This window comes from Halomonas sp. Bachu 37 (assembly GCF_039691755.1).
GTDB lineage: Bacteria > Pseudomonadota > Gammaproteobacteria > Pseudomonadales > Halomonadaceae > Vreelandella > Vreelandella kashgarensis.
This window is the reverse complement of record NZ_CP137552.1, coordinates 777,890-794,154: the sequence shown is the minus strand read 5'-3', so window position 1 is coordinate 794,154 and position 16,265 is coordinate 777,890. Positions and strand designations below refer to the sequence as shown.

The following is a 16,265-nucleotide window of genomic DNA, read 5'->3' as shown; positions in this document are numbered from 1 at the left end:
CCGTGACACTGCTTCAGGCAATGACGAAAGGCGCCCTGGCACTCGGCGCCTTTGCCTTGATCACCGCCGGCAGCGTAGCCGTGACCCGGAGCGTGACCGAGGAGCGAATCGAAGCCAATCGGCTGGTATATCAGCATCGACAACTGCGCGAGGTATTGCCGCCAGCACTGCTCGGCATTGAGCTGGAAACGCTGCTGCAAGGCGCCTTTACCCTGCCGGTCGCCGAAGTGCTAGGGCACGCTGAACCCACTCAGGGCTGGCACGTCGAACACGAAAGCAAGCAGGCGTTAATCCTGCCGGTGGTGAGCCATCAAGGTTACAGCGGAGAAATCCATCTGCTGGTGGGGTTCGACGGGCAACGGCGCATCACCGGAGTACGGGTGACGCGCCATCAGGAAACCCCGGGCCTGGGTGACAAGATCGAGCGCCGCAAGAGCGAGTGGATTACCGCTTTCGAGGGGATGACGCTGGATTCGCTTCCACCTTCCGCCTGGGCGGTAAGCAAGGACGGCGGGGATTTCGACAGTTTCAGTGGCGCCACGATCACGCCACGTGCGGTCGTCGAGGCCGTGCATCGCACCCTGCGCTACGCCGAACATCACGATTTGCCGGCTTCCCTCGAGCCGCCCGCCACCCAAGCGAGGACACCATGACTCCACCCGGCCAATTCAGCGAACTGATGCGCCACGGCCTATGGTCGAACAATCCCGCCCTGGTGCAGCTGCTCGGCCTGTGTCCGCTGCTGGCAGTGAGCAACAGTGTCGTCAACTCCCTGGGGCTGGCCCTGGCGACACTGCTGGTGATGGTCGGCACCGGTACGGCGGTGTCACTGATTCGTCACCAGGTGCCGGCTTCGGTACGCCTGCCCGCCTATGTGATGATCATCGCCGCCTTCGTGACCTGCGCGGAACTGTTGATGGCCGCCTATACCTATGCGCTTTATCAGATTCTCGGCATCTTCATTCCGTTGATCGTGACCAACTGCGCCATTCTCGGTCGAGCCGATGCCTTTGCCTCACGCAATCCGGTTCTCCCCGCCGCCACCGACGGTTTGATGATGGGGCTGGGGTTCGGTCTGGTGCTGGTCACTCTCGGCGCCCTGCGCGAGGCCCTGGGACAGGGCACGCTGTTCAGCAGTATGGAACTACTGCTCGGTGCCCAGGCCAGCGGTTGGGAAATAGTTCTGGTCGAGAACTACCAGTTCCTGTTCTTCGTGCTGCCGCCGGGGGCGTTTTTCGTCGCCGGGCTGTTGATCGCTTTGAAGAACGTGCTCGATTCACGCATCGAACAGCGTCGCCAAACCCAGCCGGTCAAGTCGGCCAACCGCCGAGTTCGCGTTACCGGCACGATCAAGTAGTTGTCCATCAGTCATTGACGGCAAGCCTTAATCAACGCCGTAGTCAGCAAGAGAGCCGTTTGCATGAATGCTCAGAAACGCCAGCAAATCTTCGCCCGCCTGCAGGCCGAGAACCCCAACCCGACGACGGAGCTTAACTGGTCGACTCCTTTCGAGCTGCTGGCGGCGGTCTTGCTGTCTGCCCAGGCCACCGATGTCGGCGTCAACAAGGCCACCGCCAGGCTGTTCCCCGTGGCCAACACACCCCAGGGCATCATCGAGCTGGGGCTGGAAGGGCTGAAGGAACACATCAGAACCATCGGCCTGTATAACACCAAGGCCCAGAATCTGATGAAGACCTGCCAGCTGCTTCTCGACAAGCACGACGGCGAGGTCCCCGATAATCGCGAAGATCTGGAGGCGCTACCTGGCGTGGGTCGCAAGACGGCGAATGTGATTCTCAATACCGCTTTCGGCCAGCCGACCATGGCCGTGGACACCCATATATTCCGCGTTTCCAACCGCACCGGCATCGCTCCGGGCAAGAACGTGGTGGAAGTGGAACACAAGCTGATGCGCCATGTGCCCAAGGCGTTCCTGCAGGACGCCCACCACTGGCTGATTCTTCACGGACGCTACACCTGTATCGCCCGCAAGCCCCGCTGCGGCAGCTGCATCATCGAAGACCTGTGCGAGTACAAGGACAAGACCGAGCTGTCATAAGCCATCGCGGCCTGCCTGGACCGCGCGACTCAGAACCCCTCGCGCTCGAGCATCGCCGCCAGTTCCTCGAGCACCTCCAGCCCCTGAACATCGGTCGGCAGCCAGGGCAATCGTGGGCGTGGCAGGCGGGCAAACAGCGTATCGATCCGGTCCAGGTAGGTGGCTTCCTGCTCGCGCCGGGCGCGCAGGAATTCGCCATCGGCCTCCTCGGGAATGACGCGGTTGACCAGGGTTCCGGCAATGGGAATATTGACTTCCTCGAGTGAGCGGACCGCGCGATCGGTCTCCAGGATGGGCAGGCGCTCCGGGGTCATGACGAAGAGAAAACTGCACTCCTCGCGGTTTTCGATACGTCGACGCGCCTGGTGAAACAAGCGGCGCCGGTCGATCAAGGTCTGAGCGACATCTCGGGTGCGCTCGTCCAGGTCATCCAGCGGGTCCTGCTGCGGATCGTCGAAGGGAGAGGCCACGTCACGCCCGCGCTTGGGCGTCAGATGGGCAAGCACCTTGCCCAGCTCCGCCGACTTGCGATTGTGCGCCAGCAAACCATCCGTCCAGGCCGCCATGGCTTCCGGCAACGTCAGCAGACGCAAGGTATGTCCGGTGGGTGCGGTATCGAATATCAGCAGATCATAAGGCGCTTCGTCGTCGATCATCAGCCGCGCCAGGCGCTCCAGCAGGGCCGCTTCCTGGGTGCCGGGAGACTGCCGAGTCAAGCGCATCTGGCGTTCGAGCTCCTCCATCATGTCCGGCGCGGCATAGCGGCGCATCTGCTTTGTAACCCGGGCCAGGTGGGCGTCGACCTCGATATCCGGATCGATTTCCATGGCGTCGAGATTGGGCAGCAAACGTCTCGGCGTATCGTCGAGATCGCGGTCGAAGACATCACCCAGGCTGTGTGCGGGGTCGGTGGAGACCACCAGCACCCGCTTGCCACGCCCGGCGGCCAGCACGCCAAGGGAGGCCGCTACCGTGGTCTTGCCCACGCCTCCCTTGCCGCCCACCCAGAGCAGGCGCTTGTTCAGCAGTTCCTTCATTGGCTTTCCCGTCTACGGCAAATGCTGCGGCTGATCCGAAGACAAAGGTCCTCGAGGAGGCGCTGTGAATCCCTCCTTGGACGCTACATTTGCCATCCATGGCAAATGACCTCCTCGATGGCTTGTCTCCGGCGCCTATTGAAAGATTGGCTAACAGCTAGGTGCTAACAGCACCTGAAATGATCCAGCGGCGAATGCTCCATCCCCATGCGCTGGTGCCAGTCGTGAAAGCGCTCCAGCAACAGCGGTTGCAACTCGAGGGTGTAGTACGCCGCTGGATTCTGCAGGCCCATCATTTCCGAGAATACCAACAGCATGAATAGATCATCCTCGTCGCGGCGCGCACGGGCGATGGCTCCCCGATAGCGGGCGCTGTACACCTCTTCGGTGAAGTAACGGGCCTGGTCGAGCCAGGCCCGCAGCTTTTCACGACGTGATGCCTGCCCGTTGTGCGGTTCATCTTGCATCGCGCAACTCCTCTACGTCGTGGGTTTCAGGGTTATCGTCGGTTTCATGGACGTTATAGCTTCAAGGACGTTATAGCTTCAGGGCTCTTGCCGGGCCATTTCCGCACGCGAACGCTTCAACGCCGAAGCGCACTCCATGGCAACCATGATGGCGGCGATCAGCACCACGATATCCAGCACCAGCAGGAACATGTTGCCCTGTTCCCAGAAACTGCGCAGCTGGATCAACAGCGCCAGGATGGTCATCACCAGCAGGAAGCACAGCGGTGCCAGGGTGAACCACATGGGGCGCTTCAGGCGTACCAGCATTACCGTGATTACCAGCAGCGTCAGACCGGCCAGCAACTGGTTGGTGGTGCCGAACAATGGCCAGATTATCAAGCCGCCGGAACCATCCGCACCACCGGCACCGAAGGCCAGCACCAGACAGCTTCCCACCGCCAGCAAGGTCGCCGCGGCGGGTTTCTTCATCCATTGCTGGTTATAGATTTCGCCCCACTCCTGGAAAATATAACGCTGCAGGCGAAGGCCGGTATCCATGGTGGTGCCGGCGAACAATGCCGCCATGACCGTCAGCAGGGTCGCCGCCGTGGCTTCGGGCAACCCCAGGCCGTTATGAATGATGAAGGCGCCGCCTTCGACGAAGGCATTCACCCCACCCTGGCCGAAGGCCGTGTACATGGCTTCCCAATCGGCGAAGGAGGCAAAGCCCGCCGTCGCTGCCAGGATGGCGGCAAGCGCCAGCATGCCCTCGCCCACGGCACCGAAATAGCCCACGAACCGGGCATCGGTTTCCTTGTTCAACTGCTTCGAGGTGGTTCCTGACGCCACCAGGCCGTGGAAGCCTGAAATCGCCCCGCAGGCGATGGTGACGAAGAGCAATGGCAGCAACGAAGGAGTGCCTTCCGGGACGTTGCCATTGACCATCGGCGCCACCATCGTGGGGTTGAGCAGCACGATGGCGCCATAGAGGACAATCAGACCGATGAACAGCTGCAAGCCATTGATGTAATCGCGGGGCTGCAGCAGCATCCACACCGGCAGCAGCGAGGCGATGGCGGCATAGCCAAACAGAATCAGTATCCAGATGGCATTACCCGACATGCCTCCGACTTCCGCCGGCATCTGGATCGGCACCGAAGGCCCGATGCCGATCAAGGCATAAAGCGCCACGACACCGAGAATCGACACCATGGGCAAGCTGAGCACGCGCCGGTAGATCAGCTGGCCGATGACCAATGCCACCAGAATCGCCCCCCATACCGGCACCACGGCGCTGGAGAAATTCATCATCAGTCCGGAGATCACCACGGCGAACACCGCGTTGACCATCAACAGGACCAGGAAAATCACGATCATGAAGATGCTGCGCGCACGCTTGCCCACTACATCGCCGGTCAAGGCCCCCACCGACTTGGCGCGATTGCGCACACTGGCCCATATCGCTCCGGCGTCATGGATGCCGGCAAAGAAGATGGTGCCCAGCACCACCCACAGGAAAGCCGGTAACCACCCCCAGATGACCGCAATTGCAGGCCCCACGATGGGAGCCGCGCCGGCCACGGAAGTGAAGTGATGCCCCCACAGGACGAAGCGATTGGTCGGGACGTAGTCGACACCATCCTCGAACTCATGGGCGGGGGTCTTGAAATCGGGATCGAGTCGATAGATCTTCTCGGCAATGAACTTGGAGTACACGAAGTACCCCGCCGCCATTGCCGCAAGACCTATCAGCAGAACAATAATGGCACTCATGGGCGCAACTCCTCGACTGGGACGGTAGGTTCTTATGAGCTAGGAAGACCACATCCGGTGGCCTGGCAAAATTCCACAGCACTACTTCAACGGGGCTATGTCCAGCCCTATTTACCAATCTTTTTTCTCAACCCTTTTATAGTTCTACCATAGTGGTACCAGCGCTTATTCAAGTCCATGATAGAGCGCCGTTATCGCTTCGAATTAAAACAAAAGTTGTAGGCTTTATCCTCATAAGACAGACGCCATTCGGCCAAGGTCGTCTTGGCCCGCCCCTCCGCCCCCCCTACACTCAATAATCTCGATGATGGGTAACAGTGCAATCGTGCCAACGACGTAAACTCAAGCAATTTAACGCTGGTTTCTGAATACCGTTATCAACAAAACAACGTACAAGAACGGGAGAACACCATGGCCAGAGTGCTCGTGGTCGATGATGAGCCCAATATCGTTCTATCACTGGAATTCTTGATGGAGCAAGCCGGTTTCGAAGTGACCACCGCAGCGGATGGGGAGCAAGCCCTGGTCAGCGTCAAGGAAACGCCACCCGATCTCCTCCTGCTGGATATCAGTCTGCCGGGCATCAGTGGCTTCGATGTCCTGGAGCAGTTACGTGGCGATCCCGAGACCGCTCGCCTGCCCATCATCATGCTGACCGCCCATGGTCGCGAAGTCGAGCGCGAGAAAGGCATGGCCCTGGGGGCCGACGATTACATCACCAAGCCATTCTCCACTCAGGCATTGGTGTCCAAGGTACAGGCGCTACTGGGGGAATCGAGCCCGGGAGAGGCGAGCCCATGACAACGCGCGGCCTGCCCAAGCGCCAGAAGTTGATCGGCTTGTGGCTGCTGTTGAGTGGAGTCAGCATCTTCGGCGGTGCCATCTTCGCCATGTGGCTGGACGCTCAATTGCAGCCCCAGGGTACGGTCCGCCTGGCCCTGTGGTTGGGGAGTTTCTCGGGTGGGGGAACCATCTTTCTCGTCGGCCTGTTACTCGAACGCATGCTGTTTACCCCATTGCGTCACCTCCAGGTGCAACTGGCGCGCCTGGTGGCGAATCCCGACGCTCGCGACGAGCATCCACCCGAAGGATGGCTCAAGAGCCTGGGGCCGGACCTGCGCCGGGTACGCGAAAGCTGGCGCGCCGATCGCAGCCGATTGGCCACGGCTCATACCGAAGGCGCCCGCAGCGCCGCGCGTATCCGCCAGGAACTGGAGACCCTGCTGCAGGTCCTGGAAACACCGCTTCTGCTCTGCGACCAGCATCGCCGCCTGATGCTGTTCAACCAGGCCGCTGAGGAGTTCTTCGACGATCACACCGGGCTGGGACTGGGCAAGCGGCTCGAAGCACTTCTGCCGGTCTCCAGCCTCCAGGATATGATGCGCCAGCTGCCGGGGGACGGTTCTCCCCGGGAGCTGCTCACGCCTTGCCAGGAGCGTTGGCTGCGCGTGGTCATGCGCCGGGTTCCGGGCAGCGACGGTGAAACCCTGCTGACCTTTACCGACGCCACCGCCGCCTGGTCGCGGGAAATGGGGGTACGCGCAGAGCTTGCCGACATGCTGCCCTCGCTACGCCGCCATGGCGCCAGCTTGACCAGTGCCGCCGACGCCCTGATCCACCTGCGCTACCACGACAAGGAGCAGTTCGAAGAAAGCACCGGCCTGCGACAACGCCTGGAGCGAGTCATCAACGAGGAGAGTCAGATTCTCGGCAGCACGATAGAGCAGGTCAGTGGTTTGCTCGATGCCATGCAACACCAGGGCGAGCGCCTCATGCCCATGTGGTCCAACGATTTCTGGCAAGCTCTGGATGAGCGGCTGGACCCCGAACATCGCTTGATCACCCCGATCGGCATGCCGGCCTGGTTTCGTGGCGATGCGCCCGCGCTGATTGCTTTGCTCGATTCCCTGGTGCGACACCTCAATGCCTACCTGCCCGATAATGGCTTCGAGGGCGAAGTCTGCCTGGGCAACAAGCGCGTCTACCTGGACCTGATCTGGCGCGGCAAACCCATTCCCCAGCGTGAACTGGCTCTGTGGAGCGAACAGCCGCTGCCATCGCTGCCGTTGACGCCCAGGGTGGCCGACGTGCTGCGCCAGCACGCCAGCGATGTCTGGAGTCTGGCCGACCCCGATGGGGAACACGCCAGGCTGCGCTTGCCGTTGCCGGCCACGGAGCGGGTCGGCGCGCCACGGGAGCCCACCCCACCACGCCCGGAGTTCCATGACTTCGGTATCGCCGAACTGCCGCCCCCCGATGAAGCGCTCGCCAGCCGGCCACTGCGCAGCCTGGACGTGGTGGCATTCGATACCGAGACCACCGGACTCGAGCTGCGTCGTGGCGATACCGTGATCAGCCTAGGAGCCTGCCGCATCGTCAACGCCCGCCTGCTGGCCAGCGACGTGTTCGACCAGAAGGTCGATCCTAAACGGCCGATCCCCCCCGCCAGCACGGCGATCCACGGTCTGACGGATGCCGATGTCGCCGGCGCGCCGCCGCTCGAGGTGGTATTGTCGCGCTTTCGCGGCTATGTCGATGGCGCGGTGCTGCTTGCCCATAACGCGGCGTTCGATATGCTGGCGATCAGTCAGAAAGGGGTGGATTTCGACATGCCGGTTCTCGATACGTTGCTGTTGTCGCGGGCTCTGGACGAAGCCCTCGACGGCCACGATCTCGATAGTCTCGCCCAACGCTATGACTTGAGTTTCCCTGCCGGCACCCGGCACACCGCGCTCGGCGATGCCCGGGTCACCGCCGAGTTGTGGCTGGCCCTGCTGCCCCGGCTGGAGGCGCGTGGTATCGACACCCTAGAACAGTTGCTGGCGCTACAGCACAATGCCATCGACAGGGAGGATGCCAACGTCTCATGAAATCCCTGCGTTCCTCCTCCCGTATCACGGAACGACTGATAGCGTTATTCGTCGTCGCGCTACTGCTGTTCTGTCCGCCGCTACTGCTGGTGGTGAATCGCTATAGCCTGGTGGATTCCCTGCCGTGGCTGCCGCTTTATCTGTTTCTGGCCTGGGGGCTGGTCATTGCCTTGGCCGCCTGGCTCATGGAAAGCGGCTAGGCCAACCCATGCGTAGCGACCCGGTAATCCTCGGTTTCGCCTTCAGCTACCTGGCCTTGCTGTTCGTCATAGCGGCCTGGGGAGACCGCCGGGCCGAACAGGGACGCTCCTTGATCGGCTCCCCCACGGTCTACGCCCTGTCGATTGCCGTCTACTGCACCGCCTGGACCTTCTACGGCAGCGTGGGCCATGCCACTCAACAGGGGCCCGGTTTTCTGCTGATCTATCTCGGCCCGACCCTGGCCATGCTGCTGGCGCCCGTGGTCATCCGCAAGATGGTCCGGATCGCCGCACGCCAGCGTATCACCTCGATCGCCGACTTCATCAGTGCCCGTTACGGCAAGAGTTCAGGCCTGGGCGCCCTGGTCGCGCTTATCGCCCTGGTCAGCGTCACGCCCTACATCGCCCTGCAGCTCAAGGCCATCACCGTCAGCCACGCAGTGCTGGTCAACTACCCGGCGGCCGCCGAGTCGAGCCTGGCCAACGAGCGCTTCTGGATTGACAAGTCCTTCTGGGTGGCATTGGTACTAGCGGTCTTCATCATTCTGTTCGGCACCCGCCACCTGGACGCCAGCGAACGTCACGAAGGCATGGTGGCGGCAATTGCCTTCGAGTCGCTGGTCAAGTTGGTGGCATTCGCCGCGGTGGGTGTGTTCGTGGTCTTCGTCATGTTCGCCGGCCCCGGCGACCTGTTCGGCCGAGTCGCGGCAAGTCCCGAACTGGTTCGCGCCATGTCGCTGGATGCCGTACCCGGCGGAGCGACCGGTTGGGTCGGTATGCTGTTACTGGCGTTTCTGGCCTTTCTGACCCTGCCGCGTCAGTTTCAGGTACTGGTGGTAGAAAACGTCGACGAAGAGCATCTGAAACGAGCCAGCTGGTTGTTCCCGCTGTACCTGCTGGCGATCAATCTGTTCGTGGTTCCCATCGCTCTTGCCGGTTTGTTGCTCGCCGGGCTGGGCGGCGACCCGGACAGCTTCGTCCTCACGCTGCCGCTCGCCGCCGGGCAGGAGGGCTTGCCCCTGCTGGTGTTCATTGGCGGACTATCTGCCGCCACCGGCATGATGATCGTCGAGACCATCGCCCTTTCCACCATGGTCAGCAACCAGCTGATCATGCCGCTGCTGCTGCGTTCGAAACGCCTGCACCTGGGCTCCCAGGGCGAACTGGCTGGCTGGCTCCTGGGCATACGGCGTATCGCGATCGTACTCATCCTGCTGCTCGGCTACCTCTATCACGCACTGATCGGCGACTCCTACAGCCTGGTCACCATCGGCCTGGTGTCTTTCGCCGGGGTGGCTCAGTTCGCCCCGGCGATGCTGATCGGCATGTACTGGCGCGGCGCCACGCGGCTGGGCGCGACACTGGGGTTGATGGCAGGATTTGGGGTCTGGTTCTATACCCTGCTCCTGCCGGGGTTCGTTCAATCCGGCTGGCTGGGCGCAGGCCTGCTGGAGAACGGTCTCTGGGGGCTTGCCTGGCTCCGCCCGTATGCCCTGTTCGGGCTGAGCGGCTGGGATATCTACACGCATTCACTGCTGTGGAGCCTGCTTGCCAATATCGGCCTGCTGGTAGGCGTATCGCTGTTCTCCCGTCAAGGACCTCTGGAGCAGACCCAGGCGGCACTGTTTACCGAAGCCATGCACCCAAACCTGCAGTTGACCTCCTTGTGGCGGGGGCAAACCACCCAGGGCGAGCTGCGCAACTTGCTGGTGCGCTACCTGGGAAGCCAGACCACCGCCCGCGTATTTGCCGTGGCGGGTGCGACGACGCCCGGCCAAGCCGCTTCATCGGCTCATTTACCTCCAGAGCCTAGCGAGCCGTCCCCCGATGCGCTGCCCGCCTCGACCGAACTGATCAACCGGGCGGAACAGGCCCTGGCCGGCTCGCTGGGCAGTGCCTCGGCTCGCGTGCTGATCAATTCCGTGGTGCGCGGCGAGGCGCTCGATCTCGAATCGATCCTGAGCATTCTCGACACTACCTCGCAAACCCTAGAATACAACCGTCGCCTGGAGCAGAAATCGACGGAACTGACACGTATCGGCGAGGAGCTGCGCAGCGCCAACGAGCGTCTGCGCGAGCTCGACCGGCTCAAGGATGAATTCGTCGCCATGGTCAGCCATGAGTTACGCACACCGCTCACCTCCATCCGCGCCTTTGCCGAAATCCTGCGCGACAGCGACCAGTTGCCGGAAGCCAAGCGGCGTCATTTTCTCGATGTCATCGTCCACGAGAGCCAGCGCCTGTCGCGCTTGATCGAAGAGATCCTCGACCTTGCCCGGCTGGAAAGCGGTCGCTTGACCCTGAATCCTCAGCCAGTCGACCTCGCCGAGTTGACCCGCCATAGCGTGGACGCCATCTCCCGGCTTCAGGAAACACGCGGGATCGCGCTCGACGTCAGAATCGATGCCGAACCCGCGCCGGTGATCGGCGACCCGGACAGGCTCGAGCAGGTACTCATCAATTTGCTGGACAATGCCGGCAAGTTCGCCGATTCCGATGCACCCAAGGTACTTCTGCGGTTATATCGCCACAAGAATCACTACCGTTTGAGTGTCGAGGACAATGGACCGGGCATCAGCGAAGAGGAGCACGAGCGGGTGTTCGAGAAATTCCATCAGATTCAACAGCAGAATGCCGAAAAAGCACGGGGCCGGCCCAAGGGCAGCGGGCTGGGCTTGCCCATCAGCCGAGGAATCGTGGCGCACCTCGGCGGACGGCTGTGGGTGGAAAACGCCGCGGATCTTGGCGGTGCCTGTCTAATCATGGAATTACCCGAAGCTCCTGACCGCGACGATCCACCCACTCGCTAAGCTGCTGATGCTCGCACTAATCCCCCACCATAGCGCGGCCGGGGCTCTACCGAGATAAGCCACCATGGCGCACCCGATCCTGGGCGATGCCCACCAGGCGTCGAATCTGCTGCAGGTCGAACTTGAGCAGCATCCGCTCGTCCTCGCGCAAGTGCGTGATATCGACCCAACCATCGGCTGCCTGTCGCCGTGACAAGTTGTAGCGCTGCTGATCGAGCACCAGGTGCTGCAAGCGGTCGAACCCCGCCCGCAAGGTAGTGGCCTGAGCTAGATCCAGGCCCCCCGTCAGGTTACCCAAGGCTGTCAGGCGTTCTCTGGTGCCGACTTCGGAGCAATGATTCATCAGCGCCAGCAAGCGAACCGCACTGACCAGGGGCAACAAGCCCTGTCTCTTGAGATCAATGGCCCCGTCATGGGGGGCATCGACATCGACCCTGCCGCGTAGCCGCCCAAGGCGATCCAGGGCAACCGGCAACTCATCGAGCAGCGACGCCATTTCATCCAGAAACAGATTGGCAGCGGGCAGCAGCGTCACCACGCTTTGCCATAATTGCCGAGCCAGCGAGGCATCGCCCCAGACGGGAGAGAAATCCAGCAGAATATTGGTTTGCTGTACCCGCTTGACCCGCCGATCGCCGCTCCATATACGCAGCTGCTCATGCCATTCGTTGGCCCTCTTGCGCCACATCGGCCAGCGCGCCATGACATGGCCGTGGCATAGCGGAATCCCCGCTTCATCCAGACGCCGGGTGAAACGTTCCCCCAGAGCCTGAAAATAGCCATCGATCTCCACGTGACGTTCATCGGGATAGTCGGCCACGATCATGGCATTGTCCTGATCGGGGCCCAGCAGGCTTTCGTGGCGCGCCGTGGAACCCAGCGTCAGGATGCAGCACACGACCGGCGGCGGCCCCCAGCCTTGTGCCTGCATTTCGGCAAGAGATTGTGCAATGGCCTGACGATAGAGCCAGTCGTTATGGTCGCTGAGGATCTGGGCGATGCGCCAGGCCGGCAGGTCATAGCGCACCAGAGCGTCGACAAGGTGGGGCTGCCAGGCATGGGTGGCGGTCGACGAAAGGGAATCGAGAGCAGTAAACGCGGATTCGAGGGGGGCCAACAAGGTGTCGGAAGCAAGCTCTCCCCTGGCGCTTATCATTTCACGCCACGGGGACGCTCGATGCACCAGGCGCACGGTTATTCGGCCGAGGCTTGGGACCGGCCCTGGCGAGGGTCGGGATCAAACATCTCTTCCCCCACCTCATCGATATAACGCTGCGCCTTGGCCACCATGGTGGCATCGCAGGCTTCACGTCCGGGGAGCATATCCGAGCGCTCGAAGCGATGTTCCAGCATTTCGCCATCCGCCTGAGGCTTGCGAATCCAGCCGCTGATGCGGTACTGGCCGCCCTGTTCATCGGGCTGGGATACCAGCAGATAACCTTTGTATTCCACCGGCTCCGCTTCGGCTGTTGCCGGCCCCGACTGCTCCTGTCTGCCACCGTTGATGAGACCGCACAGCCATTTTTTCAGCATGTTTTTAGCTCCCCTGGGTCAATGGCTGGTTGCCCACCTAAGCGGGCACCAGCCATCAATACTTACCTTACCTTAGCTTTGCTGGCGACCCTTGCCGGCGGCAATGCGCAGGCGCAGTGCGTTGAGCTTGATGAAGCCCTCGGCGTCCTTCTGGTCATAAGCGCCGGCATCGTCTTCAAAGGTGGCGATGGACTCGTCGAACAGCGACTGTTCGGATTTACGTCCAACGACCGTGGCGCTGCCCTTGTAGAGTTTCATGCGCACGACACCGGATACGTTTTTCTGGGTCTCGTCGATGGCCGCTTGCAGCATGCGCCGCTCCGGGCTCCACCAATAGCCGTTGTAGATCACCTCGGCGTATTTCGGCATCAGTTCGTCCTTGAGGTGAGCTTCCTCACGGTCGAGTGTGATCGATTCGATGGCACGATGGGCGCGCAGCATGATGGTGCCGCCGGGTGTTTCATAGCAGCCACGAGACTTCATGCCGACGTAACGGTTCTCGACGATATCGAGACGGCCGATGCCGTTGTCGCCACCCAGCTTGTTGAGCTTTTCCAGTACTTCGTGGGCTTTCATCGCCTGGCCGTCGATGGCCACGATGTCGCCCTGCTCATAGGTCAGCTCGACGTAGGTGGCGGTGTCCGGTGCGGCTTCCGGCGAGACGCTCCAGCGCCACATGTCTTCCTCGGCCTCGGCCCAGGGGTCCTCGAGAATGCCGCCCTCGTAGGAGATATGCAGCAGGTTGGCATCCATGGAGTACGGTGACTTTTTCCTGCTCTTGGAGAAGTCGACCGGGATGTCGTGCTGCTCGCAGTAGTTCATCAGCTTTTCGCGCGAGGTCAGATCCCACTCGCGCCACGGGGCGATCACCTTGACCCCGGGCTTGAGCGCATAGGCGCCCAGCTCGAAGCGTACCTGGTCGTTGCCCTTGCCGGTGGCGCCATGGGAAATGGCGTCGGCGCCGGTCTCGTTGGCGATCTCGATCAGGCGCTTGGCGATCAACGGCCGGGCGATGGAGGTACCCAGCAGGTACTCGCCCTCATAGATGGTGTTGGCACGGAACATCGGGTAGACGTAGTCGCGCGCGAACTCTTCACGCAGGTCTTCGATGTAGATTTCCTTGACGCCCAACGCCTGTGCCTTGGTGCGCGCCGGTTCCACTTCTTCTCCCTGACCGATGTCAGCGGTAAAGGTCACCACTTCGCAGTGGTAGGTTTCTTGCAACCACTTGACAATAACGGATGTGTCCAGGCCGCCGGAATAGGCCAGCACGACCTTCTTGACATCGGACATTCTATGCTCCTTTGTTCAACCAGTAGAGGACGTCGCCAGCAGCGACGTCCGTGCTCGGATAATCCCTGAGTATAGCGTCCCGCGTGTCCATCGAATACCGCCCGCGACGATCAAGGCGCAAAGCTGATAGAATTTGCCGGTCACGAGCGGGTTCGCGCCGCTCGCCATCTGCCTGACAAGGAGAGCTGCATGAGCGAGGCAATTGCCCGCGATCTAATGGCCCAGCGTTTTCGCAGTTACCTGCCCGTGGTCATCGATCTGGAAACCGGTGGTTTCAATGCCGAACGCGATGCACTGCTCGAGATCGCCGCGGTGACATTGACCATGGACCCCAGCGGCAATCTGCTGCCAGACGCGACTTATGCCTACCACATTCACCCGTTCGAAGGCGCCAATGTGGAGCAGTCGGCGCTGGATTTCACCGGCATCAACCTGGACGACTCGCTACGCCAGCAGGTCGCCATGAGCGAATCCCAGGCACTGGGGGAACTTTTTCGGCCCATCCGCAAGTCGATAAAGGCCCACGGCTGCACACGGGCGATTCTGGTCGGCCACAACGCTGCCTTCGATCACGGTTTTCTCAATGCCGCCGTGGAGCGATGTGCCATCAAGCGCAACCCGTTTCACCCGTTCTCGAGTTTCGATACCGCGTCGCTTGCCGGTCTTGTCTATGGTCAGACGGTATTGGCGCGTGCCTGCCGCGCCGCCGGAATCGAATTCGACAACAAGGCCGCCCACTCGGCGCGCTACGACACCGAACGTACCGCCGAGCTGTTCTGCACCATGGTCAACCGTTACAAGGATCTCGGTGGGTGGCGGCTGGCACAACGCGAACAAGGCATGGAAGAGACAGACTGAACAGAGACAGACTGAACATGCAGTCGAGCAGGCTTTAAGCTAAAATTGCTGGTCGCATGAGACCACCGCGGCACCCCCTATCATCTTCAGGAGCAATAGATCTTCCCATGGCCCACAATGCCTTTTACGCTCAGTCCGGCGGCGTTACCGCCGTGATCAACGCCAGTGCTTGCGGAGTAATCGAAGCGTGCCGGCAAGCCCCTGACCAGGTTGGCACGGTATTCGCCGGTCATAACGGCATCATCGGCGCCTTGACGGAAGATCTTATCGATGTAAATCAGGAGAGCGACGAGGCAATTGCCGCACTGCGCCATACGCCGGGAGGTGCCTTTGGCTCGTGCCGTTACAAGCTCAAGGACATCGAGAGCCACCGCGCCCAGTACGAGCGCTTGATAGAAGTGTTCAAGGCCCACAACATTCGTTATTTCTTCTATAACGGTGGTGGCGACAGCGCAGATACATGCCTCAAGGTCTCACAGCTCTCCGAGAAGATGGGCTACCCCCTCACCGCCATTCATGTGCCTAAGACCGTGGATAACGACCTGCCGATCACCGATAACAGCCCGGGGTTCGGTAGCGTCGCCAAATACATTGCCACCTCGACACGCGAAGCGTCTCTGGATATCGCCTCGATGTGCGCTACTTCCACCAAGGTGTTCGTGCTGGAAGTCATGGGCCGCCACGCCGGCTGGATCGCCGCTGCCGGTGGCCTGGCGGGAGAAGGCGACGGCGAGCCGCCGCATCTGATCATTTTCCCCGAAATCGCCTTCGACCGGACGGCGGTAATGGCTCGAGTCGAAGAGAGCGTCAAGCGCTACGGTTACTGCGTGATCGTTGTCTCGGAAGGTGCGCGCTACGAAGACGGTACCTTCCTCGCCGATGCGGGCAATACCGATGCGTTCGGCCATCGCCAACTCGGAGGCGTGGCGCCGACTCTGGCAGGCATGGTCAAGCAGGACCTGGGCTACAAGTATCACTGGGCGGTTGCCGATTACCTTCAGCGGGCAGCGCGTCACCTGGCATCGAAAACCGATGTCGAACAGGCCTATGCCGTGGGCCGCGAAGCGGTGAAGCTCGCCCTTGCGGGCAAGAATTCCATGATGCCGGCGATTCACCGCACCAGCGAAGCTCCTTACCAGTGGGATATCGTCGCAGCGCCATTGGCCGAGATCGCCAATCAGGAAAAGTTCATGCCGCGCGACTACATTACCGAAGATGGTTTCGGCATCACCGCGCAGTGCCGCCAGTACCTTTCTCCGCTGATTCAGGGTGAGGATTTCCCGCCTTTCGAGAATGGCCTGCCCAAGGTCGCCAAGCTCAAGCTGAGCAAGGCTGAACGCAAGCTCGCCCCCTTCACGCTGTAACGAACCGAACGCCAGAAAA

General features: G+C 61.4%; 15 protein-coding genes. 9 read left to right on the top strand and 6 right to left on the bottom strand.

Annotated elements, in window-relative coordinates:
- The first annotated feature begins 2 nt into the window (after positions 1–2).
- From rsxG to nth, 3 genes are all read left to right on the top strand, one after another.
- Positions 3–653, top strand: coding sequence for an electron transport complex subunit RsxG (gene rsxG / locus R5M92_RS03580; protein ID WP_346797912.1), 651 nt, complete (start codon positions 3–5; stop codon positions 651–653).
- Positions 650–1,357 carry an electron transport complex subunit E gene (locus tag R5M92_RS03575; RefSeq protein ID WP_346797909.1) on the top strand — a complete coding sequence of 236 codons (708 nt, stop codon included), beginning with the start codon at positions 650–652 and terminating at the stop codon, positions 1,355–1,357. Before rsxG ends, R5M92_RS03575 begins: the two co-directional genes overlap by 4 nt.
- 63 nt (positions 1,358–1,420) lie before the next feature.
- Positions 1,421–2,059: an endonuclease III gene (gene nth, locus R5M92_RS03570; RefSeq protein WP_346797908.1), complete on the top strand. Its 639-nt coding sequence runs from the start codon at positions 1,421–1,423 to the stop codon at positions 2,057–2,059.
- A gap of 29 nt (positions 2,060–2,088) precedes the next feature.
- On the opposite strand, the gene R5M92_RS03565 is transcribed toward nth, so the two are convergent.
- The 3 genes from R5M92_RS03565 to R5M92_RS03555 all read right to left on the bottom strand — a co-directional run bounded on the left by R5M92_RS03565 (position 2,089) and on the right by R5M92_RS03555 (position 5,318).
- On the bottom strand, positions 2,089–3,096 hold the full coding sequence (locus R5M92_RS03565; protein ID WP_346797907.1) for an ArsA family ATPase: 1,008 nt from the start codon (positions 3,094–3,096) through the stop codon (positions 2,089–2,091).
- 164 nt (positions 3,097–3,260) lie between these two features.
- Positions 3,261–3,563, bottom strand: a complete 303-nt coding sequence (locus tag R5M92_RS03560; RefSeq protein ID WP_346797905.1) for a cory-CC-star protein — start codon at positions 3,561–3,563, stop codon at positions 3,261–3,263.
- A gap of 78 nt (positions 3,564–3,641) precedes the next feature.
- Positions 3,642–5,318, bottom strand: a complete 1,677-nt coding sequence (locus tag R5M92_RS03555) for a carbon starvation protein A (RefSeq protein WP_346797903.1) — start codon at positions 5,316–5,318, stop codon at positions 3,642–3,644.
- A 411-nt stretch (positions 5,319–5,729) separates the two neighbouring features.
- Between R5M92_RS03555 and R5M92_RS03550 the strand changes: the two genes are divergently transcribed.
- Genes R5M92_RS03550 through R5M92_RS03535 form a run of 4 tightly spaced genes read left to right on the top strand, consistent with a single transcriptional unit; the run spans position 5,730 to position 11,198 of the window.
- The gene (locus R5M92_RS03550) at positions 5,730–6,119 is read left to right on the top strand and encodes a response regulator transcription factor (RefSeq protein ID WP_346797902.1); all 390 of its coding nucleotides are present in this window, start codon (positions 5,730–5,732) and stop codon (positions 6,117–6,119) included.
- A complete protein-coding gene (locus R5M92_RS03545) occupies positions 6,116–8,188 on the top strand; it encodes a 3'-5' exonuclease (RefSeq protein WP_346797900.1) in 2,073 nt (690 codons plus the stop codon). The genes R5M92_RS03550 and R5M92_RS03545 overlap by 4 nt, the downstream gene beginning before the upstream one ends.
- Positions 8,185–8,388, top strand: coding sequence for a hypothetical protein (locus R5M92_RS03540; RefSeq protein WP_346797898.1), 204 nt, complete (start codon positions 8,185–8,187; stop codon positions 8,386–8,388). Before R5M92_RS03545 ends, R5M92_RS03540 begins: the two co-directional genes overlap by 4 nt.
- Positions 8,389–8,396: 8 nt before the next feature.
- Positions 8,397–11,198, top strand: a complete 2,802-nt coding sequence (locus R5M92_RS03535) for a sensor histidine kinase (protein WP_346797897.1) — start codon at positions 8,397–8,399, stop codon at positions 11,196–11,198.
- 46 nt (positions 11,199–11,244) lie between these two features.
- Here the strand turns inward: R5M92_RS03535 and R5M92_RS03530 are convergent, their stop codons facing one another.
- The 3 genes from R5M92_RS03530 to R5M92_RS03520 all read right to left on the bottom strand — a co-directional run bounded on the left by R5M92_RS03530 (position 11,245) and on the right by R5M92_RS03520 (position 14,024).
- Positions 11,245–12,390, bottom strand: coding sequence for a DUF294 nucleotidyltransferase-like domain-containing protein (locus R5M92_RS03530; protein WP_346797896.1), 1,146 nt, complete (start codon positions 12,388–12,390; stop codon positions 11,245–11,247).
- Positions 12,391–12,392: 2 nt separating this feature from the next.
- Positions 12,393–12,731 carry an HlyU family transcriptional regulator gene (locus R5M92_RS03525; protein WP_346797894.1) on the bottom strand — a complete coding sequence of 113 codons (339 nt, stop codon included), beginning with the start codon at positions 12,729–12,731 and terminating at the stop codon, positions 12,393–12,395.
- A gap of 72 nt (positions 12,732–12,803) precedes the next feature.
- The gene (locus R5M92_RS03520) at positions 12,804–14,024 is read right to left on the bottom strand and encodes an argininosuccinate synthase (RefSeq protein WP_346797892.1); all 1,221 of its coding nucleotides are present in this window, start codon (positions 14,022–14,024) and stop codon (positions 12,804–12,806) included.
- Positions 14,025–14,213: 189 nt separating this feature from the next.
- On the opposite strand from R5M92_RS03520, the gene rnt reads away from it, so the two are divergent.
- Entirely contained in the window at positions 14,214–14,882 is a 669-nt protein-coding gene (gene rnt, locus R5M92_RS03515) for a ribonuclease T (protein WP_346797891.1), read from the top strand.
- A gap of 107 nt (positions 14,883–14,989) precedes the next feature.
- Positions 14,990–16,246, top strand: a complete 1,257-nt coding sequence (locus tag R5M92_RS03510) for a 6-phosphofructokinase (RefSeq protein WP_346797890.1) — start codon at positions 14,990–14,992, stop codon at positions 16,244–16,246.
- Positions 16,247–16,265 lie beyond the last annotated feature (19 nt).